Genomic DNA, 20,230 nt, shown 5'->3' with positions numbered 1-20,230 from the left:
TCGCACCAACCAACACTCAAGCCCAAAATTGCAAAAGAGTATGTCTTTGCCAACGCTGAAAACCAAGCTGAACGGAATAAAGCCAGTGGGTAACAACGTATATAAAAAATAGCGGTTTAAGTGCTTAATCTAAAGTGATTTTTATAAATTTAACGTCAGTACCAAACCGAAAAGTTAGTGTGTAAAATCTGCTACTTTTCATATACAAGACCGTTGTGCATAATGCGAAAACAAAAAAATGAAAGCAGAAGAATTTGAAGAACATCCAATTTTTGACAGATTAAATTCACTTGAAGAAATATTGTCAAATGACGAGGCTAAAGAAAAAATTGATTTAGAGAACTTATCTTTCTTTCAAACTGTTTTCGATTTTATAAACCAAAGAGTAAAACTAATCTTACCAGAATTAGTTCAGAAAAAAGACATAGATGCTGCATCCAACGAATTGCAAACAGGAGTCAGTAATATAAATTCTTATTTAGGAAACAATAACATTGGACACATTACAAATGCTATTAATAGTTTTAATACAGCAATCAATAGAGTAAAGAATTTTCCAATTCCATATTCCAAAACTGACTTCAATTTTTCGAGAAAAGTTGCAAATTTTGAAAAAACAGCAAAAGGCAAGTATAAAAATTTAGAAAAAGAGAACTCTGAACTAAAATCTGAATTAGAAGATTTCAAAACTGACCTTGATAATAAAGAAACTGAACTACAACGAATACTTGAACTTCTCGAAACAAAGGAAAACGAAATTCAAAATTTAACTTCAACATTTCAAACGAATTTTGACAATTTGAAGTCTCAACACAATCAAGAATTTCAAAATGACAAAAAAACATATAGGTCAGAAATTGACGATGCTAAAGAAGAGTTTAGAGAAGAAATTGATGAATTAAAAAGCACGATTGACACGGACACATCTTCACTTGTTGAAAGTTTAGAACAGAAACTTGAAGATGCGAAGAAAATCGTCAATGTGATTGGTAACGTAGGTGTAACAGGTAACTATCAAATAATCGCAAACGAACACAAAAGCACAGCTAATTTATGGAGGTGGATTGCTGTTGGATTTATGGCTGTTTTTTCAGGACTTCTTGTTTGGACAATAATTGATTTAAGTTCAGACGGTTTTAATTGGACTAAATCAATTATTCGTTTAGTTGCAGCAGCAGCTTTGTCTTATCCAGCGACATATGCAGCTAAAGAATCAAGTAAACACAGAAAACTTGAAACCTTAAATCGAACAGCTGAATTGGAATTAGCATCGGTCGATACTTTCATCGAGATGTTGGACGAAACAAAAAAACAGGAAATAAAATCCAAACTCGTAGAAAAATACTTTGGCAATGACAAATCAAACGTATTAGGCAATGACAAAGAGACTGAAGAACTTTCAGTAAGCGGATTTGAAAAAATTATTAATGCAATCTCTAAAATGGGAAAATAAAGCACTATGCACAACAATGGCTATAAGTAATTGCTTGTTCTCGCCTACTTCTGAAAATCCTCGCGGATTTTCAGCTTGGTGTGTACTTGCAAAGTTATGTACTAACCCACGCAACTACTCATAGCCGAGACCGTTGTGGTGCATTAAAAAAAAACGACCTGAATGATAGATATTGAATCTTTTAAAAATTTCTTTCCAAAAAGTTTTTCAAAAAATTAAACGAAAGTATAATTCCTCATTCAAGTCCAATTGTAAGAAATGAAATTGCCGAAAATCTTCACAGAGAGATTACGGAATTTAAATATCACCCATCCACACCAAGAGATTACATAATTATTAATAAAGCCAATTATGTAGCGAGAATTACACCAACTTTTCACCCAAAAGACTATTTTCTTTTTTATTTCTGCACTAAAATTTTAGAGGATGAAATAGCAGGAAATTATGTTGAAGGAACTTACGGAGGTTGGCGTTTGGGGAATCAAATTAGATTTAAAGAAGAAGGAGATGAATTAGAACTATTAGATTCTGCACCTTCAAATAGTTACAACCCATTTTTATGGACAGAAAATTGGTCTGACTTTCAAAAAAAAGCGTTTACAAACAATAATTCGGACGAACATAAAATTGTGGTTAAATTAGACATTGCTAATTTTTATGACAATGTGAGTATCGATTTATTAGGTAAGAAGTTATATTTAGCTTCACCACGCAACAAATTGTTTTACATTGATTTATTAACTCATTTTTTGAGTAATTGGAACAAAAAATTTCAAGGCTATTCAAAGAAGTCAGTCGGATTACCTCAAGATGAAATTAGTGATAGTTCAAGACTTTTAGCTAATTTTTATCTTCAAGATTTTGACAAAGAAATTAAGAAAAAATGTGATGAATTGGATGCTAAATATTTAAGATATGCGGACGACCAATTATTCTACACAAAAACAAAAGAAGACGCACAATATTTAGTTTATGAAGCATCTAAATTATTATCAAAAATAGGTTTAAATATAAATACAGGAAAAGTTGAATATTTTGATAATCCAGAAAAATTTAATCAATATTGGGCATTTGAAATTTTTGAACTTTTAGGAGACAAAAAGAATAAAGAAAATATTAATCGAGGAATTAAAAAATATATTGAGTGGAAAGATAAACGAATCTCATTCAAAGAACATTCTGTTCTACGAAGAATATTAAATCAAGATTTTAAGCTATTTGAAACTTCGAGTAAACATAAAGTTTTAGCTTATTTATTCGACAAGGAGTTCATAAGTATGATGAATAATTGGTTAATGACTAAAGTATACAATCAGCTTAATGAAGAAGATAAAAAAGAGTTTCTGAAAATTTTAGATACATTAATTGAAGAATATCACTTTAATTTCTTTCATTACAATCTAATTGTCTTCTATGAAAAGAATAAAATTGATTTTGATAAAGAAAGAATATTAGAACGAATTGAAGAACTAAAAATATAATAACGCACCACAACAATGGCTATAAGTAATTGCTTGTTCTCGCCTACTTCTGAAAATCCTCGCGGATTTTCAGTTTGGTGTGTACTTTCAAAGTTAATCGCTAAATCACGCAACTACTCATAGCCGCGACCGTTAGGCACAATTAGAAGAAAATGAGTGATATTATAAATGAATATAGTTTAATAAGACCGCTTTACGAGAATTTCGAAAGTAAGCTAACGAGTTTAATTGAAGAGATTATTAAGGAAGCTCAAATAGATATAACCCGTTGTGCTAGTAGTTCCATGCATGCCTGATCCTATTTATTGGTCTGTTGTTTTCCCTATTGAACATCTGCAGCATGGCAACTGCGGCCAGTTTGCTTGAGACCCTTGTCAGGAAGCCCTTGAAGCTCTTTGCCAGGTTGATCTTGATGGAGAACTGGGAGCATAACTGTGAAAACCTTGTCTCTATAAACTTACGGTTCTTTCTCCTCTCGGGCGAGAATGCGCTTTTGACCAGCTGGTTTTTCCTGGGTGGGGTGAGAAGTTCTATACCGTAGCTTGTGAACAGATCTGCCTGGAGCTCCCTGGATATATAGCCTCGATCGCCGATGATCTGCCTCTCCTCGCTACCGTCGTACTGCCTTTCCTTCAGGAACTTTATGTCGTGTACGTTTGCTGGGGTCACTGCCATGTCATGGAAGATGCCCTGCGTACTCATGAGCAGGTGGAGCTTGTATCCAATGTAGTAGCGGCGGTCAACCGCCGAGTAGCCCTTTCTCGGAGCCGTGCCCAGATCTTCCATACAGATCTTCATGCGGTGCTCCCTGGCGTTGTGCACGATGGGACAGGGCATCGAGTCCACCAGAAGGGCAGATCTGCCATCATCCATACGGTCGCCCAAGAGTCCCGCGGACTCCTTGAAGCGTGGCTCGAGCGAGCGCCTGCGCCGGTTGAACCTGGTGCGGTCGACCAGCATGGGAAAGTCCTCGCGAAAGTGCTTCTTTATCTTGGCAAACAATAGGTTCTCGCTGGGGATCGAGGCCGCCTCTCCGGTAATGGCGAGTGCCATGACCTCCAGGTCATTCATTTTCGTGTTGACCGGTCGCTTGATGAAGTTTCCGTCCACCGTGACGGTTTGGTAGAGATCAATGAGGTAGGAAAGGTGTTTTTTGTACATTGCAGGTAGATCGTGCATGGTATCAGAATTACAGATTAGGAACCATTAATATACTGAATATCAACAAAATGCACGGTCTTTTTTTAATCTGTTTTTTAATTTTAACTAGCACAACGGGTAGATATAGTTTCAATAGAGAGCAGAACTAAATCAACAAGTAGTTTTAAAGAAAAAATCAATCGTCCAGACAAAAATTACACTGACCCAATAAAGGATATAACTGATCTATGTGGAATAAGAATAGTAACATATTATACTGAAGACATCTACAAAATAGCGGAACTCATTGAAGCAGAATTTAAAATTGACAATGAGAAAAGTGTAGATAAAACAAAAATTAATACTCCAGACAAGTTTGGATATCAATCACTTCATTATATATTAAAAATTGGAAAAAAACGAGATAAGCTTTCTGAGTGGAAAAAATTTAAAACATTAAACGCCGAAATTCAAATAAGAACAATTCTACAACATTCTTGGGCAGCGATTGACCACAAACTTAGATATAAAACTAAAGGCGAAATACCGAGCTCATTAAAAAGAAAAATATACAGATTAAGTGCTTTATTGGAACTTGCAGATGAGCAATTCTTGTCAATAAAAAACGAAACTCAAAAGTTAAATTTTGAAATTGAAGATTCTATTGAAAAGGGAGATTTAAACATTGAATTCAATAATATTTCTCTTCATTCGTATCTAAGCGATAATACAAAAATTAAAGATATTGTAAGTGTTGCTGAGAGTTTGGGTTTTTTAGACGAGCCTAGATTTGAATTAGAAGAACAAGAACGTTTTCAAATTTTTTATTCTAGATTGATAGAGACATTAAATCAATCAAAATTGAAAAATATTCAAGATTTAGATGCTTTCATAGATAAGAATAAAAAATCTTTTAATACATATTTGAAGGAATTTATTAAAGTTTTTAATTCAGTAAATGAATCAGAAATTTATGCTGTTGCAACAGATATTTTACTGATACTTCTTATTATGATAGATGATACAATCGATATATCTAATAAGAAATTAAGAAAGTTAATTCATTGGACTCCTCTATTAAATACGTTCGATGAAATAAAGGGCAAATAACTGTGCCTAACACCGTATAACAACAATTGCGGCTTTGTGTCCTACGGACACAACCGCGCAAGCATAAAAGTCGGTAATTTTAGCTATCTTAGTTTCTAAACAACCCGCAACTGATTGTTATACAAGACCGTTACCTGCTATGTAAAAAAGAAGACCGTGCAAAACAACAACGACATATTTTGGCGGACTGACTTTCGACATTTGCAGAATAAACGGGAAAGCCGAAAACCGAATAGAGTAGGCAAAATCATTTAAATAATAGAAAATGGCATTATCAGACGTAAAAACAGATGGAAGTTGGATTAAGACTTATGACGAAAAAGGAAAACATATTTCAACTATGTCTTCCTCAGGAAAAACTGTAGTTGGAATAGGCTCAAACTTCTTTGTATGTGATGAAGGTTCTTGGATAAAGACTTATGATGAAAAATGTAAACACCAAAACACAAGATGTGCATAATGAGCAATCTGACAAAAACATTGAATGAAAATAAGGTTGCTGAAAACATTCAGCAACTTTTTATTAATTCTAAAAATGTAAGAATACCAGCATATCAACGTGCATATAGTTGGGGAGATAAACAATGCTCACAATTTCTTGACGACCTATTGGAGCAGAAAGGAAAAAAATACTATTTGGGACAATTCCTTTTTGAAAAGGATGGAAACACACTTTTTATAATTGACGGTCAGCAAAGGCTAACAACAACAATACTTTTTCTTTCAGCAATCGCAAAAATCAAAATCACAAAAGACCAAAACGTTGACAGTATTAGAGAAACGTATTTGACAGACGTTTTTAAAACTATTGATGACGACCAAGTAATTTTCAAAAAAGTTACTCAAAAACATTTGGTATCAGCAATTGACGATACTGAAACTATTTCGCAAAAGAGAATTATTGAAGCATTTAACTTCTTTGAAAATGAGTTGAGTAAACTTGAAAACGAGAGCTTAGACTTAATTCAACAAACATTAGAAAATGCTGTAATAAGCACATTTTTTATTACCAACAAAGTTGAAGCGACACAAGTTTTTGAATATCAAAATAACCGTGGAAAAGAGCTTTCAAGATTTGAAGTAATCAAAGCATATTTAATGCACCAGATTTACATTCAAAGCACCAACAACGAGCAAGCAAACAATGATATTGCTGAAATTCAAAGCATTATTTCCAAAACATATAGATACATTGAAGCCGTTGAAGGCTACTTCACAGAAAACGAACTTTTAGACAACTACTGCAATTTGTTTTTCAACATTGGCGGTAATATTGAAGCAATAAAGGAAAAACTAAATAAAGAAGAAAATAAAACACAATGGATAAAGCTGTTCTTTGAAAATTTCGTTGAACTAACCCATAGTGCCAAAAGCATTGTGAGTAATAAAAATCAATCAGAAATTACAAATCTGTTTTTTGTTGGCAATGAAGCAAATTGGAAACTTGTTTTGCTGACAATTTTCTACAAAGGAGAAGTAACAGGCGATACCTTCAAAAAGATTTTAAAATTATTAGAAGTGCTTTGCTTCAAACTCAAACTTGGCGACTATCGTACAGACTATTTGCCCAATTATTCAAAGCAATATTTCAACCCAAAAGTTACCTACAACATTGACAATCTATATCAAGACATTAAGAACGTAACTGAAACAGGATTTAAGTGGTATTGGAATGACGGAGACAGATTTAAGAACATAATTACAAACTATTTTGACAACGAGAAATGGCATTACAACCGAAATACAATCAAGTTTGTATTGTGGCAATATGAGAATAGTTTAAGACTTAAAAATCGTTCAGGTGCATTGTTGGACAAAGACCTTTACAATAGCTACACAATTGAACATATCAAGCCACAGAACCCAACAGACGAAAAATACAGCGAAGATTTTCGAAAGAACTTTTTACAACTTGCAGGCAACTTGGCTTTATTGACACAGAGCCAAAACAGTAAGTTTGGCAACAAATCGTTTGACAAGAAAAGTGAATTGTTTCAGGACACTGCTTTATCCAGCTACACCGAAATCAGAGAAAAAAAGCAATGGACAGAAACGGAAATTACAGAACGGCATAAATGCATTTCGGACTTTGCAAAAGAGTACTTTGACACTTCAAAACTATGACGAAATAAGAAAACACAGCAGGTAACAATGTATATAAAAAATAGGCGAAATAGCAGTAAATTCAAGGCTTTTGGCTCGTATCAAACTTTGTACTTAACCGAAAATTTGGTGCTTCGTAATCGCCTACTTTTCATATACTAACCGTTGTGCAACATACCCAAAATGAACAAACTGCTAACAATTTCACTTTTGATTTTTCTATTTCTGTCTTGTAAAAAGCACAAGAAATCTGAATTGGAATTTTATGCAGAAAATCAAATTTCATTTTTCGATTTGAGAAATGGAGATTGGACAAGAAACTCTTGGATTAGAAAACCCGAAAACTAAAAATGGTTCACGAATCGTTTAAAAAGTTTGGATATGGAAAACTTGAGAATCTGATTTCAAAAAGCGAAAGTCATTTCCTTATCGAAGGAATTTATATAAAGCGGAATTTTGAGAATCTAATTGACAGTTTGCAATTGACTTACAACAATCCCGAAATACAAACCAAGTATTACACTGAATTTTGGAACCGCAGAAAAGCGGAGAATAACGACTCAATCGTTTATCAAATAATCCGAGAATTTAACTCTATGAAATCGGACAAAAAACGACTTAATAACCAAAATAAGTTTGTAAATGACACTTTGGTTGATTTATTAAAAATTGAGTTTGATAACGACAATCTGAATTCGGAAAAAGCAAAAGCGGACTTTTATAAATTAAAAAAATACGGACTTCATCAATCGGCATACAACCTACTCTATGAAAGAGCAGAATATTCCGAATTGGATTTAAACCGAGAAAAATTAAAACAAGAATTAACTAAAGCAACGGAATACAAAAACGCTTGGTTAATAGATACGGAAAAATAAGTACGTTGCACAACAAAGAACTGAGTTTAAAACCAAGCAAATTACTCGTTAATTTTAGGCACGATCCGGCTACGTGGCATTGTTGAAATGGGACAAACCCTATCAGGTTTGCCTCCAGTCCAACAAGCCATCAACACCACCAGTATTTTTTAACTTCATTTCTACTCCTTGACCAGACGGGAAACGTAGCCATCGTCATAGGGCAGGCCGGATTTTGCAATGGCAAATGCCTGTTTCAATAGTTTGTTGGATACGGCGATAAGTGCCAACTTCTTGCTCTTGCCCTTGGCCGTGATACGTTCGTAGAGCTCCCTACATGCCTTGTTGTGTCTACTTGCAGAGAAAGCGCACAAAAACAAGTGGTTACGAAGCTTTCGGTTGCCCACCTTGCTTATTCTGCTCCTACCCCTTATGCTGCTGCCAGACCGCCTTATCGTGGGTGTGATGCCGGCATAGTTACGCAGCTGTGAGGCGTTGTCAAACTTGGTAAAGCCCTCTGTGAGTACGATCAACAGCGCAGATGTCCTATCGCCCAGACCAGGTATGCTCTTAAGATTGGTAAGCTGTACCTGTTGATCCTGCTTGACCAGCGACAATAGGCGCTCGTTGAGCGAGACCAGTTCCCTGTCCAGCATCTTCAAGGTTCTTTTTAAGGAACCAAACACCGCTTTTGAAGGCGTGCCCAGTACCTTCTCTCCGTGGATCTTGTTTTTGACCTGAGTGCGCTGTTTGAGGTAGATGTCCATCAGGGCCAGCAATTGTAGACATTCCGCCTGTACGGCTCCCTTGCCATCGTAGAGCGGAACCTCATTGACCATTGCATAGTCCCTGATGCCCATTGCATCGCTCTTGTCGGTCTTTACCTTGGTAAGCTTCATCTGCAGAAAACGCTTTACCGACAATGGATTGACTACCGAGACGGCGATGTCAGAGTCGTGCAGGAACTGAGCCAGCAGATAGTGGTAATAGCCCGTCGCCTCCATGACAACAAGGCTCTCAGCGTCCAATGTCTTGAGGTACTTCCTGAAACCATTCAGGCTGTTGTCAAACTGGTAGTGGTTGCCCAGATCGTCAATTACATCAAAGAAATCCTTACTGATATCCACACCGTGGATTTTACTATATTTATCCATAGATATTTAATTGGGAAAGAACGATCCACCTAGGCTTCAACAACTTAAAAACGAGATCCAAAGGTCTCACAGAACTGAACGAACTAAAAGTGGAAAAGAGAGGTGATCATCAATGTTGACGGAATCTAAAGTTCCTCTGGCTATATTGACCTTAATCCTCTCTTTTGTTCTTTCTGGTTTATCTAATAAAATTAACTGAAATCAAACTTAAGCCGGCTATAGTTCATTGCTTCTGACTTTCCTACTGGAAAGTCCTCGCAAATTTGCTATCTTCGGTTTACGGGGGAAAATCCTCGCGGATTTTCACGCAACAAAACCATAGCCAAACACGTTGGCAATAATGTCTAAAAAAACTCAATGACACCATTTCAAATTACATTTCACTTCTTGAACAATCAACGGAAGATTGAACAACTCGAGAAATCATTTATAGCAATAGATGAACAGCTTGAGTTATTTGAAAAACAACATTCGAGTACAATTAAAAATTATTTAAAAAGTTGGCAAGAAGAATTAGACGCTTTAACTGAACGGTATAAAAAATCGGAAAAAAGTGCTCAACAAAAATACGATGAAACAATTGGAGATAGTGACCCTAACGACCAAAACAACATTGCTTACGCTACTCATATTTCAGGAATAGACTATTTAGCACACAAAAAACAAGAGGATATTGAAGAGATAAAAGCTAAATATTCAGATTTTTTAGACCTTTTTAGTAAGTCTACCTTAATTGGACTTTACTCATTAAATGAAAATTTCTTAAGTAAAATATGTGAGTTGTCTTCGCAAACATTTGCAAAAAAAAATAAAGCTTTCACATTTTAGTCAGAGAGATTATCTACTATCATCATTTAATTATCTAGAATTGGTTATAGATATACCAATTGAACCATTTGAAAAGTATATATCCAAACTAAAAGATATTCAATCCATAAGAAATAAAATAATTCACGAAGGCTCTGAAATTAAAGACAGTTCGATTTTAAAAACCATAGAAAAGTATTCACCGAATTTTTTATATGACCAAGAAAAGGAGTTTTTAAGAATTGTAAGTTCTAATTTCAATAAAGACTTTTTTGAACTATTAAAAAACCTTTATCAAGAATTATTATGGCAATTAGAGGAAAGACAAAAATATAAAACGATAAAAGATATACTTGAAAATTGGTTTGGACTAATTGAGGGAAAAATAACAATATCAGAAGTCAATTCAACTAATACATCAAGTAAAAAAAGAACGATTGATTTTAAAATTAGCTCAGATAATGAGAAAATTCCAGAACTGAATGGAAAGTTGTCTTTAACGAGTAATAAAGGCTACGAAGTTGAAATAATTGACCAATCTGAAAATGAATTAATTAAAGAACTTCTCGAAGCAGAAAAGGATTTAATTAATTTAAATTTAGAATTAAAAACCTTTATGACTTTTGACAAAAATTTAGACATTAGATTATTAATTTATTAAAAAACACTATTGCCAACAAAGAACTGAGTTTAAAACCAAGCAAATTACTCGTTAATTTTAGGCACGATCCGGCTACGTGGCATTGTTGAAATGGGACAAACCCTATCAGGTTTGCCTCCAGTCCAACAAGCCATCAACACCACCAGTATTTTTTAACTTCATTTCTACTCCTTGACCAGACGGGAAACGTAGCCATCGTCATAGGGCAGGCCGGATTTTGCAATGGCAAATGCCTGTTTCAATAGTTTGTTGGATACGGCGATAAGTGCCAACTTCTTGCTCTTGCCCTTGGCCGTGATACGTTCGTAGAGCTCCCTACATGCCTTGTTGTGTCTACTTGCAGAGAAAGCGCACAAAAACAAGTGGTTACGAAGCTTTCGGTTGCCCACCTTGCTTATTCTGCTCCTACCCCTTATGCTGCTGCCAGACCGCCTTATCGTGGGTGTGATGCCGGCATAGTTACGCAGCTGTGAGGCGTTGTCAAACTTGGTAAAGCCCTCTGTGAGTACGATCAACAGCGCAGATGTCCTATCGCCCAGACCAGGTATGCTCTTAAGATTGGTAAGCTGTACCTGTTGATCCTGCTTGACCAGCGACAATAGGCGCTCGTTGAGCGAGACCAGTTCCCTGTCCAGCATCTTCAAGGTTCTTTTTAAGGAACCAAACACCGCTTTTGAAGGCGTGCCCAGTACCTTCTCTCCGTGGATCTTGTTTTTGACCTGAGTGCGCTGTTTGAGGTAGATGTCCATCAGGGCCAGCAATTGTAGACATTCCGCCTGTACGGCTCCCTTGCCATCGTAGAGCGGAACCTCATTGACCATTGCATAGTCCCTGATGCCCATTGCATCGCTCTTGTCGGTCTTTACCTTGGTAAGCTTCATCTGCAGAAAACGCTTTACCGACAATGGATTGACTACCGAGACGGCGATGTCAGAGTCGTGCAGGAACTGAGCCAGCAGATAGTGGTAATAGCCCGTCGCCTCCATGACAACAAGGCTCTCAGCGTCCAATGTCTTGAGGTACTTCCTGAAACCATTCAGGCTGTTGTCAAACTGGTAGTGGTTGCCCAGATCGTCAATTACATCAAAGAAATCCTTACTGATATCCACACCGTGGATTTTACTATATTTATCCATAGATATTTAATTGGGAAAGAACGATCCACCTAGGCTTCAACAACTTAAAAACGAGATCCAAAGGTCTCACAGAACTGAACGAACTAAAAGTGGAAAAGAGAGGTGATCATCAATGTTGACGGAATCTAAAGTTCCTCTGGCTATATTGACCTTAATCCTCTCTTTTGTTCTTTCTGGTTTATCTAATAAAATTAACTGAAATCAAACTTAAGATGGCTATAAGTAATTGCTTGTTCTCGCCTACTTCTGAAAATCCTCGCGGATTTTCAGTTTGGTGTGTACTTGCAAAGTTAAGTGCTAAACCACGCAACTACTCATAGCCGAGACCGTTGTACACCATTTGAGAAAAGCAATCTACATAGCATTAATATTTGGAATTTTGGTTTCTTGTAAAGAGAAAACTAAACCAGAAAAAGCGGAAAATAAACCGACTGAAATTCCTGCTTGGAAAGTTGACTTGGACACGATTTTGGAAAAGAACAATCCGAAAAATCTTGACCTTTCCAAACATCAGTTATTTATCGACACAACTCGGAATTCAGAAAATTTTGAAAAACTGGTTAATTGGAAACCAAACCGATTGGATAATGACGCAATTGCTTATCACGAAAAGGAAATTTCAAAAAAACACAAACCAATAAAGATTGACTTAAAACAATTCCCAAAACATTGGATAAGTTTAAAGAAATTAAACAATGAGTTTGTGATTTATGAACCTTGTGATGGAAACAAAACTGCTTTTGAGATAAATGAGAGTTCGGTTCTCTTCTTTTATCAATTGGAACCTGATGCTGACTTGATATCTGATTTGAGGAAAATAACGGAAAATGAAATCTCATTGGAATTAAGAACTGTTCCACAAAAAACGGAAACTGAAAAAACTGAACTGACCATAAAACCAACCGAATTTGAAAATGTCTATTTGCTAACTTATAGTTTTGGCGAATGGTACGTGACACCAAAAGAAAAAGTGTCTGAATTTAATATTGTGGTTAATCATTGTCCGACAATGAAAAGAATGGAATTTAATGGCTTTGACAAATAATAAAAAACGGTGTACAACAATGTATAACCGCAATTACGGCGGATTCGACTACGTCCGAATCCACTCGGAATTGCTAACGCCAGTGCTTAACCGAAAATTAACGCATATTAACCCGTAACTGACGGTTATACGAGACCGTTGTGTGCAAGCTGAAAAATGAACTACGAAAAGAACAAAATAGAACTTGAAGAAAATGGTTTTTCCGTTTTAGCTGACTTGTATTTGGACAAAGAAATAAATGGAATTTTAGCTTGTATAGAAAATGCTGAACAGGACGGAAATTCGTTTATGAAAACAAAGGATTTATTTGCGATTAGACAATTAATCAAAAATGTACCTGAATTGAGTGAGTTGCTGTTTAACGAAAAGCTGATTGAATTAATTTCCGAACTTTCCGAATCTGAATATTTTCTGACCAAAGCAATCTATTTTGACAAACCAAGCGAATCGAATTGGTTTGTTGCTTATCATCAAGATTTGAGCATTTCGGTTGACCAAAAAACGGAATTGGAAAATTATACAAATTGGACTTTTAAAAAAGGTCAATACGGAGTTCAACCACCAATTGAGGTTTTGGAAGACACGATAACAATCCGAATTCATTTAGACAAAACGGACAAAAATAACGGAGCTTTAAAAGTAATTCCTAAATCGCATCTCAAAGGAATAATTCGAGCTGAATCAAAGATTGGAATTTAGAAAATGAATTTATCTGTGAAGTCGAAAAAGGCGGAGCAATGTTAATGAAACCTTTGACTTTACACGCTTCGAACAGAACAACAAACGGAAAGAAAAGACGAGTAATACATTTAGAATTTAATAAACATAATCTGACTAAATCGCTGAATTGGTTAGAACATTATGGAATAAAAAAGCCAGCACACAACAATGTATAACCGCAATTACGGCGGATTCGACTACGTCCGAATCCACTCGGAATTGCTAACGTCAGTGCTAAACCGAAAATCATTAACTTTAATCCCGTAACTGACGGTTATACGAGACCGTTGTACCACATACTGAAAAAATTCAGGATTTGAATATAATTCAGTAGATTTATAGAAAATTAAAGAAATGGAAACAATCCGAATTGACATAATAAACCCAAAAGCGAAAAAACTGCTAAAAGATTTGGCGGATTTAAACTTGATTAAGATTAATAAAGAAAAATATAAGTCGGACTTCTCTTCTTTGCTTAAAAAAATAAGAGCGAAATCTAATGACGAAATTTCATTAGATGAAATAACAAAAGAAGTTGAGCAAGTGAGAAAATCACGATATGAAAAATAAGAAAATAATCCTTGATACAAATCTTTGGATTAGCTTTCTGATTTCCAAAAAATTCAGTCAAATCGATAAATTGATTGAAAACAAAAAAGTCATATTGATTTTTTCCAACGAATTATTGGAAGAATTTATTGATGTTGTAAGCCGACCGAAGTTTAAAAAGTATTTCTCAAAGAAAGATATTGAAAAATTTCTTGAGTATTTTGACCAATTTGGAAAATTAGTAAAAGTTACGTCTGACATAAAAATCTGTCGTGATGAAAAGGATAACTTTTTACTAAACTTATCAGTTGATTCGAAAGCAAATTATTTAATTACTGGAGATAAGGACTTATTGATTTTAGAAAAGATTGAGAATACCAAAATTTTGACTTTTTCTGAATTTATAGAACGAACTGAATAAAAAGTACGTGGTACAACACCGTGTATAATTAATGGCTGGTTCTCGCCTACTTACGAAAATCCTCGCGGATTTTCTATTTGGTGCTTATTTACTATATTTCGTGCTTGGAACACGCCACTAATCATACACAAAACCGTTGTGTGCAATATGAAAACAAAACTTATGAAAAGAATAATCTCACTATCGATTTCAATTTTGGTTTGCGGACTTTCTTACTCGCAAGAAAATTGTGATAAATTTAAAATAGGTGAATTTCAGAATATTGAAAACGGAATTTTAAAAGCTAAAATTCAAAGAAATGACTCTATTCAAACTGAACAATATGGAGAAAAGAAAATAACGCTGAAAATAATCTGGATTGACGATTGTAGTTATCGACTGAAATTTTTAGACGGAAATGAAGCGTTTTGGAAATCTAGACCAAAAGATAAGCCGACACCTGATTTGATTGTGAAAATCACAAATGTTAATGGAAATAAATATACGCAGGAATCAAAATTCGACATTGATAATGATTTTGTATATAAAAGTGAAATAACAAAAACTGAATAAAATACTGCACACAACAAAGAACTGAGTTTAAAACCAAGCAAATTACTCGTTAATTTTAGGCACGATCCGGCTACGTGGCATTGTTGAAATGGGACAAACCCTATCAGGTTTGCCTCCAGTCCAACAAGCCATCAACACCACCAGTATTTTTTAACTTCATTTCTACTCCTTGACCAGACGGGAAACGTAGCCATCGTCATAGGGCAGGCCGGATTTTGCAATGGCAAATGCCTGTTTCAATAGTTTGTTGGATACGGCGATAAGTGCCAACTTCTTGCTCTTGCCCTTGGCCGTGATACGTTCGTAGAGCTCCCTACATGCCTTGTTGTGTCTACTTGCAGAGAAAGCGCACAAAAACAAGTGGTTACGAAGCTTTCGGTTGCCCACCTTGCTTATTCTGCTCCTACCCCTTATGCTGCTGCCAGACCGCCTTATCGTGGGTGTGATGCCGGCATAGTTACGCAGCTGTGAGGCGTTGTCAAACTTGGTAAAGCCCTCTGTGAGTACGATCAACAGCGCAGATGTCCTATCGCCCAGACCAGGTATGCTCTTAAGATTGGTAAGCTGTACCTGTTGATCCTGCTTGACCAGCGACAATAGGCGCTCGTTGAGCGAGACCAGTTCCCTGTCCAGCATCTTCAAGGTTCTTTTTAAGGAACCAAACACCGCTTTTGAAGGCGTGCCCAGTACCTTCTCTCCGTGGATCTTGTTTTTGACCTGAGTGCGCTGTTTGAGGTAGATGTCCATCAGGGCCAGCAATTGTAGACATTCCGCCTGTACGGCTCCCTTGCCATCGTAGAGCGGAACCTCATTGACCATTGCATAGTCCCTGATGCCCATTGCATCGCTCTTGTCGGTCTTTACCTTGGTAAGCTTCATCTGCAGAAAACGCTTTACCGACAATGGATTGACTACCGAGACGGCGATGTCAGAGTCGTGCAGGAACTGAGCCAGCAGATAGTGGTAATAGCCCGTCGCCTCCATGACAACAAGGCTCTCAGCGTCCAATGTCTTGAGGTACTTCCTGAAACCATTCAGGCTGTTGTCAAACTGGTAGTGGTTGCCCAGATCGTCAATTACATCAAAGAAATCCTTACTGATATCCACACCGTGGATTTTACTATATTTATCCATAGATATTTAATTGGGAAAGAACGATCCACCTAGGCTTCAACAACTTAAAAACGAGATCCAAAGGTCTCACAGAACTGAACGAACTAAAAGTGGAAAAGAGAGGTGATCATCAATGTTGACGGAATCTAAAGTTCCTCTGGCTATATTGACCTTAATCCTCTCTTTTGTTCTTTCTGGTTTATCTAATAAAATTAACTGAAATCAAACTTAAGATGGCTATAAGTAATTGCTTGTTCTCGCCTACTTCTGAAAATCCTTGCGGATTTTCAGTTTGGTGCGTACTTACAAAGTTAAGTGCTAACCCACGCAACTACTCATAGCCGAGACCGTTGTAAACAATTTATGAAAATCGAGAAAAGCATAATAATTCTAGTTTTGACTTTGACATTTAGTTGTCAAAAAGGAAAGAAAACATCGGATATAAAAACTGATTCCAAAATTGAACTTGAAAACGAAGTTTCAACAGCGGAGTCCGACTCTGACAATCTAAAGCCAAGAACCAACCCTGAAAATTCGGTCTACCGAAAAATTACAGATTTGGATAAATATAATGGATTTACAGAAATAGTTGGAATGGTTCTGGACGGAACTGAAAAATCTCTTTCTTATATTCAAAAAGACAGTTTACAAGTTCTTGTTTTGGAACAAATTATACGAGATAATTCTTCTAAAGTGAATTTTAAAATACTTGATGAAGTTCAACTTATTACCGACAAATCAAAATTATTCTCTGAACCTACAGACTGCGAATTGACTGAAAATCCTAATGAAAAATTTATATTTGGAATTGTAAATGACCAAGACAAAGAGTTTTTTGACAATGACCATATTTTAAAAGTTTGGAAAGTGAATTTAGTCGAGAACAAATTCGAGGAAATTGACACAAAAAAAGTTAAATGCTTTAATCAATGGTTTGGTTACGATGGATAAAAAACTGTTTACAACATCGTGTATAATTAATTGCTTTTTAAGTGCTTACTTGCGAAAATTCCTGCGGAATTTTCTCGGGTTCGTAAAAGTTTGCTAATTTAGTTGCTTAACCACGCAACTAACCATACACAAACACGTTGTAACACATTAAAACCAACCTTTGAAAAAACTTTTAATATTCATAGCATCAATATTTTCAGCCAATGCAAGTTCGCAAACTGAATTTGATTTGGACAAAGTTCTGAAAATGGAAAGACGAGATATGATTGTAACCGAAATTGACTCATATCTGAACAAAAAATGTGAATTTGGAGAAAAGATTGACCGACTGAACGAATCACAAATAGTCTTGTTGATTGTTGAAAATTTAGAACGTGAAATTAATAATGGCGGATTTAATCAATTTTACTTCAACTCGAGCGGAAATTATGCCAATGAAACCATTGATGCTCTGACTAAAATTGGAGCAAATAAAACAGCGGAAATAGTTAAAAAAGCAAATTCGGAATTTGAAAACGGAACTGTACCAAAAGATAGAGCTGAAAGACAAAATAAATTGGAGCTAATTGAAGAAAAAGCTGAAGAGAACTGGAATAAATGTGATTCGGAATTTTACGAATACAATGATGATTTGACGGAATTACTAATAGCTTTTATACTAAAAAACAAATCGGATTTTGAAAAATAACGTGTTACAACAATGTATAACCGCAATTACGGCGGATTCGACTACGTCCGAATCCACTCGGAATTGCTAACGTCAGTCCTAAACCGAAAATTATTAACTTTAATCCCGTAACTGACGGTTATACGAGACCGTTAGGCAACATTTACACAAAACAAATTTTCTACTTACCTTTGACGTTAGTAACGTAAAAAATTATTATGATAATATCGTTTGGTTCAAAAGAAACCAAAAAAATATGGAACGGTATCCGAGTTAAAAAAATGCCGATTGAAATTCAGAATGTTGGACGGAGAAAATTGAGAATGCTTAACAACTCACAAGATATTGCAGATTTAAGAATTCCTCCTTCTAACCGACTAGAAAAACTGACTGGAAAACTAAACGATTTTTATAGTATTAGAATTAACAAACAATGGCGGATAATATTTCAATGGGAAAACGGAAACGCAAGAGAAGTTGAAATAATTGACTATCATTAAAAAACAAAAGAAATGGAAAAATTAGCAAATGTACATCCAGGAGAAGTTTTGAATTTTGAATTTCTTGAGCCACTTGAAATTTCAGCTTATAGACTTTCTAAAGATTTAAAAATACCGCAAACTAGGATTTCGGAAATAATAAAAGGTAGACGTAGAATAACGGCGGATACTGCTCTACGTTTGAGTAAATATTTTGGGAATTCTGCGAAATTCTGGCTTGGACTTCAAAATGATTATGACATCGAAGAAGAGCGTGATGAAAAAAAAGCGGAATTGGACGGAATAAAAAAATACGAAAATAAAAACGTTGCCTAACAAAGAACTGAGTTTAAAACCAAGCAAATTCCTTATTAATTTTAGGCACGATCCAGCTATGTGGCATTGTTGAAATGGGACAAACCATATCAGGCTTGCTTCCAGTCCAACAAGCCATTGCCACCACCAATTTTTTTAATTTCATTTTTACTCCTTGACCAGACGGGAAACGTAGCCATCGTCATATGGCAGTCCGGATCTGACAATCGAAAAAGTCTGTTTCAGGAGCTTGTTGCTGAATTTAAGATTAAGTTGGAATGATTTGCAAAAAAAACGCACATCGTCAAGACGTGCATTTTAATATTGTCTTTAAAAATTGTATAGCTAATATCTATTGATGCTAGCTCTGGGTGGTTTCCTATAATCCACGCGAGCTTTTGCTACACCTTGTGCGTTGGGATCTAAATAAAGCTGATAGTCTTTTTTCAATTTGAGACTCTTGGTCTCTCCCTTTTTTACCGTGACCTCTTCAACGATCTCGTCCTTGAACTGGATACGTACAGAAAAACTACGTTCTCCTATATTTTCAACCAAGGCAAAACATTCTTCGCCTTCAAATGGATTGATCGTTGCATCCTGACCAGGCCTTTTGCCTGTCATCAACATGCTTTGTGTAGGCTTTAGGATAAAATCAGTTTGAGCAAAACCTAATGTACCCATAACGAGCAAAACCAGTGAAAATAGAATACGTTTTATAGCAAAGATTTAAGCGCTAACAAAGTAAATAAGATACACCCTAAAAATCATGACTGTAAACGCTCAAATGCAGCAATTGACTCTGGGGTTACTGACAGCATTATAAAACTTTAGAATTAGTGTCTGCTAGATGAGTTCTAGAACTGTGCATTGACCCCATTTTTTATGACTCAAGTGTCCCACACCTATTTTTGAGTAACGAGAATTGAAACATATTTTTCTGTGGCCCAGGGAAGGCACGTCATGATCTATCAATAATTGCATGGCTACTTCTTTACCGGTAGTCATACCGTAGGAAATACACTCTGCATAAGCGATTTTTTCACAACTCGTGCGTTTGTGACCCGTACGTCCCGACTGTCCCAGCTCAATGGCAAAGCAGCTCGCATTGCTTGCCATTGCTGCATTAGGCTGTAGAGCAGGCAAGGGCTTCACAGTCTTCAAGTACTGCATGAGGGATTTTTTGTAGGAAGAACTTCTTAAATAATCGCCATACTTCCTTGTTCCATTAAAATTTTTGAGCTCATACTCGACAAATTTTTGCGGGAACAGTCTCGCTAAGTTTATTGTCGTGATGGTTTCTTTTTCAATGGGATCGAGATAGGTCACATTCATAGCAGTATTAGCTTGTTCAATTTCGCCAACTGACCATTGCGAGCTAATCTGACCGCTCAATAGACATGAAAAAAGCATGGCAGTAATCCATACAAAGGCATGCTTCATGGTTATAAATTTCATTTGATCTGTTTATAAATGACCTAATTTAATCGGTTAAGTCATTTAAGATGAATCATTTGAA

23 protein-coding genes and 1 pseudogene are annotated in these 20,230 nt (G+C 35.9%); 18 read left to right on the top strand and 6 right to left on the bottom strand.

Annotated features, from left to right (window positions below; all coding sequences use genetic code 11):
• Positions 1-238: 238 nt before the first annotated feature.
• Both BST97_RS04960 and BST97_RS04955 read left to right on the top strand, forming a co-directional pair.
• Positions 239-1,453, top strand: a complete 1,215-nt coding sequence (locus tag BST97_RS04960) for a hypothetical protein (protein WP_085766190.1) — start codon at positions 239-241, stop codon at positions 1,451-1,453.
• Positions 1,454-1,926: 473 nt separating this feature from the next.
• Positions 1,927-2,934: an RNA-directed DNA polymerase gene (locus tag BST97_RS04955; protein ID WP_169711528.1), complete on the top strand. Its 1,008-nt coding sequence runs from the start codon at positions 1,927-1,929 to the stop codon at positions 2,932-2,934.
• Positions 2,935-3,207: 273 nt separating this feature from the next.
• Here BST97_RS04955 and BST97_RS04945 read toward each other — a convergent pair whose 3' ends face one another.
• A complete protein-coding gene (locus tag BST97_RS04945; protein WP_085765538.1) occupies positions 3,208-4,113 on the bottom strand; it encodes an IS982 family transposase in 906 nt (301 codons plus the stop codon).
• 105 nt (positions 4,114-4,218) lie between these two features.
• Between BST97_RS04945 and BST97_RS16380 the strand changes: the two are divergent.
• The 5 genes and pseudogenes from BST97_RS16380 to BST97_RS04925 all read left to right on the top strand — a co-directional run.
• Positions 4,219-4,602: pseudogene (locus BST97_RS16380) on the top strand (GTP pyrophosphokinase); the annotation flags it as partial.
• 60 nt (positions 4,603-4,662) lie between these two features.
• A complete protein-coding gene (locus BST97_RS16070; protein WP_245833662.1) occupies positions 4,663-5,184 on the top strand; it encodes a hypothetical protein in 522 nt (173 codons plus the stop codon).
• 265 nt (positions 5,185-5,449) lie between these two features.
• The gene (locus BST97_RS04935; RefSeq protein ID WP_085766187.1) at positions 5,450-5,644 is read left to right on the top strand and encodes a hypothetical protein; all 195 of its coding nucleotides are present in this window, start codon (positions 5,450-5,452) and stop codon (positions 5,642-5,644) included.
• Positions 5,644-7,308, top strand: a complete 1,665-nt coding sequence (locus tag BST97_RS04930; protein ID WP_085766186.1) for a DUF262 domain-containing protein — start codon at positions 5,644-5,646, stop codon at positions 7,306-7,308. The genes BST97_RS04935 and BST97_RS04930 overlap by 1 nt, the downstream gene beginning before the upstream one ends.
• A 329-nt stretch (positions 7,309-7,637) precedes the next feature.
• A complete protein-coding gene (locus tag BST97_RS04925) occupies positions 7,638-8,165 on the top strand; it encodes a hypothetical protein (RefSeq protein ID WP_085766185.1) in 528 nt (175 codons plus the stop codon).
• A gap of 161 nt (positions 8,166-8,326) precedes the next feature.
• Here the strand turns inward: BST97_RS04925 and BST97_RS04920 are convergent, their stop codons facing one another.
• Entirely contained in the window at positions 8,327-9,298 is a 972-nt protein-coding gene (locus tag BST97_RS04920; RefSeq protein WP_085765559.1) for an IS110 family RNA-guided transposase, read from the bottom strand.
• A 357-nt stretch (positions 9,299-9,655) separates the two neighbouring features.
• Between BST97_RS04920 and BST97_RS04915 the strand changes: the two genes are divergently transcribed.
• Entirely contained in the window at positions 9,656-10,126 is a 471-nt protein-coding gene (locus BST97_RS04915) for a hypothetical protein (RefSeq protein WP_157111461.1), read from the top strand.
• 40 nt (positions 10,127-10,166) lie between these two features.
• On the top strand, positions 10,167-10,766 hold the full coding sequence (locus tag BST97_RS04910) for a hypothetical protein (protein WP_157111459.1): 600 nt from the start codon (positions 10,167-10,169) through the stop codon (positions 10,764-10,766).
• A 164-nt stretch (positions 10,767-10,930) separates the two neighbouring features.
• Here BST97_RS04910 and BST97_RS04905 read toward each other — a convergent pair whose 3' ends face one another.
• Positions 10,931-11,902 carry an IS110 family RNA-guided transposase gene (locus tag BST97_RS04905; RefSeq protein WP_085765559.1) on the bottom strand — a complete coding sequence of 324 codons (972 nt, stop codon included), beginning with the start codon at positions 11,900-11,902 and terminating at the stop codon, positions 10,931-10,933.
• A 340-nt stretch (positions 11,903-12,242) separates the two neighbouring features.
• Here BST97_RS04905 and BST97_RS04900 point away from each other — a divergent pair, with 340 nt between their 5' ends.
• The 5 genes from BST97_RS04900 (at position 12,243) to BST97_RS04880 (ending at position 15,189) form a co-directional block, all read left to right on the top strand.
• Positions 12,243-12,947 (top strand): hypothetical protein, encoded by a 705-nt coding sequence (locus BST97_RS04900; protein WP_211277471.1) that lies wholly within the window; start codon positions 12,243-12,245, stop codon positions 12,945-12,947.
• Positions 12,948-13,103: 156 nt separating this feature from the next.
• Positions 13,104-13,646 carry a phytanoyl-CoA dioxygenase family protein gene (locus tag BST97_RS04895; protein ID WP_317043461.1) on the top strand — a complete coding sequence of 181 codons (543 nt, stop codon included), beginning with the start codon at positions 13,104-13,106 and terminating at the stop codon, positions 13,644-13,646.
• A 375-nt stretch (positions 13,647-14,021) separates the two neighbouring features.
• Positions 14,022-14,237 (top strand): hypothetical protein, encoded by a 216-nt coding sequence (locus BST97_RS04890; RefSeq protein WP_085766182.1) that lies wholly within the window; start codon positions 14,022-14,024, stop codon positions 14,235-14,237.
• A complete protein-coding gene (locus BST97_RS04885) occupies positions 14,227-14,637 on the top strand; it encodes a putative toxin-antitoxin system toxin component, PIN family (protein WP_085766181.1) in 411 nt (136 codons plus the stop codon). The genes BST97_RS04890 and BST97_RS04885 overlap by 11 nt, the downstream gene beginning before the upstream one ends.
• Positions 14,638-14,799: 162 nt before the next feature.
• Positions 14,800-15,189 (top strand): hypothetical protein, encoded by a 390-nt coding sequence (locus tag BST97_RS04880; protein ID WP_157111457.1) that lies wholly within the window; start codon positions 14,800-14,802, stop codon positions 15,187-15,189.
• A 162-nt stretch (positions 15,190-15,351) separates the two neighbouring features.
• Here BST97_RS04880 and BST97_RS04875 read toward each other — a convergent pair whose 3' ends face one another.
• A complete protein-coding gene (locus BST97_RS04875) occupies positions 15,352-16,323 on the bottom strand; it encodes an IS110 family RNA-guided transposase (RefSeq protein ID WP_085765559.1) in 972 nt (323 codons plus the stop codon).
• A gap of 342 nt (positions 16,324-16,665) precedes the next feature.
• Between BST97_RS04875 and BST97_RS04870 the strand changes: the two genes are divergently transcribed.
• The 4 genes from BST97_RS04870 to BST97_RS04855 all read left to right on the top strand — a co-directional run bounded on the left by BST97_RS04870 (position 16,666) and on the right by BST97_RS04855 (position 18,735).
• Complete coding sequence (locus BST97_RS04870; protein ID WP_085766179.1) at positions 16,666-17,253, top strand: hypothetical protein; 588 nt, start codon at positions 16,666-16,668, stop codon at positions 17,251-17,253.
• A 160-nt stretch (positions 17,254-17,413) separates the two neighbouring features.
• Positions 17,414-17,941 (top strand): DMP19 family protein, encoded by a 528-nt coding sequence (locus BST97_RS04865; protein WP_085766178.1) that lies wholly within the window; start codon positions 17,414-17,416, stop codon positions 17,939-17,941.
• Positions 17,942-18,138: 197 nt separating this feature from the next.
• Positions 18,139-18,420 carry a type II toxin-antitoxin system RelE/ParE family toxin gene (locus BST97_RS04860; RefSeq protein ID WP_085766177.1) on the top strand — a complete coding sequence of 94 codons (282 nt, stop codon included), beginning with the start codon at positions 18,139-18,141 and terminating at the stop codon, positions 18,418-18,420.
• 12 nt (positions 18,421-18,432) lie between these two features.
• Positions 18,433-18,735, top strand: a complete 303-nt coding sequence (locus tag BST97_RS04855; RefSeq protein WP_085766176.1) for a HigA family addiction module antitoxin — start codon at positions 18,433-18,435, stop codon at positions 18,733-18,735.
• A 324-nt stretch (positions 18,736-19,059) separates the two neighbouring features.
• Here BST97_RS04855 and BST97_RS04845 read toward each other — a convergent pair whose 3' ends face one another.
• Positions 19,060-19,335 (bottom strand): hypothetical protein, encoded by a 276-nt coding sequence (locus BST97_RS04845; protein ID WP_211277470.1) that lies wholly within the window; start codon positions 19,333-19,335, stop codon positions 19,060-19,062.
• Positions 19,336-19,557: 222 nt separating this feature from the next.
• Positions 19,558-20,169 (bottom strand): CAP domain-containing protein, encoded by a 612-nt coding sequence (locus BST97_RS04840; protein WP_157111453.1) that lies wholly within the window; start codon positions 20,167-20,169, stop codon positions 19,558-19,560.
• Positions 20,170-20,230 lie beyond the last annotated feature (61 nt).

It is taken from the genome of Nonlabens spongiae (assembly GCF_002117125.1).
Classification (GTDB): Bacteria; Bacteroidota; Bacteroidia; order Flavobacteriales; family Flavobacteriaceae; genus Nonlabens; species Nonlabens spongiae.
The sequence above is the reverse complement of the archived record's forward strand: the minus strand, read 5'-3'. Positions and strand labels throughout refer to the sequence as shown.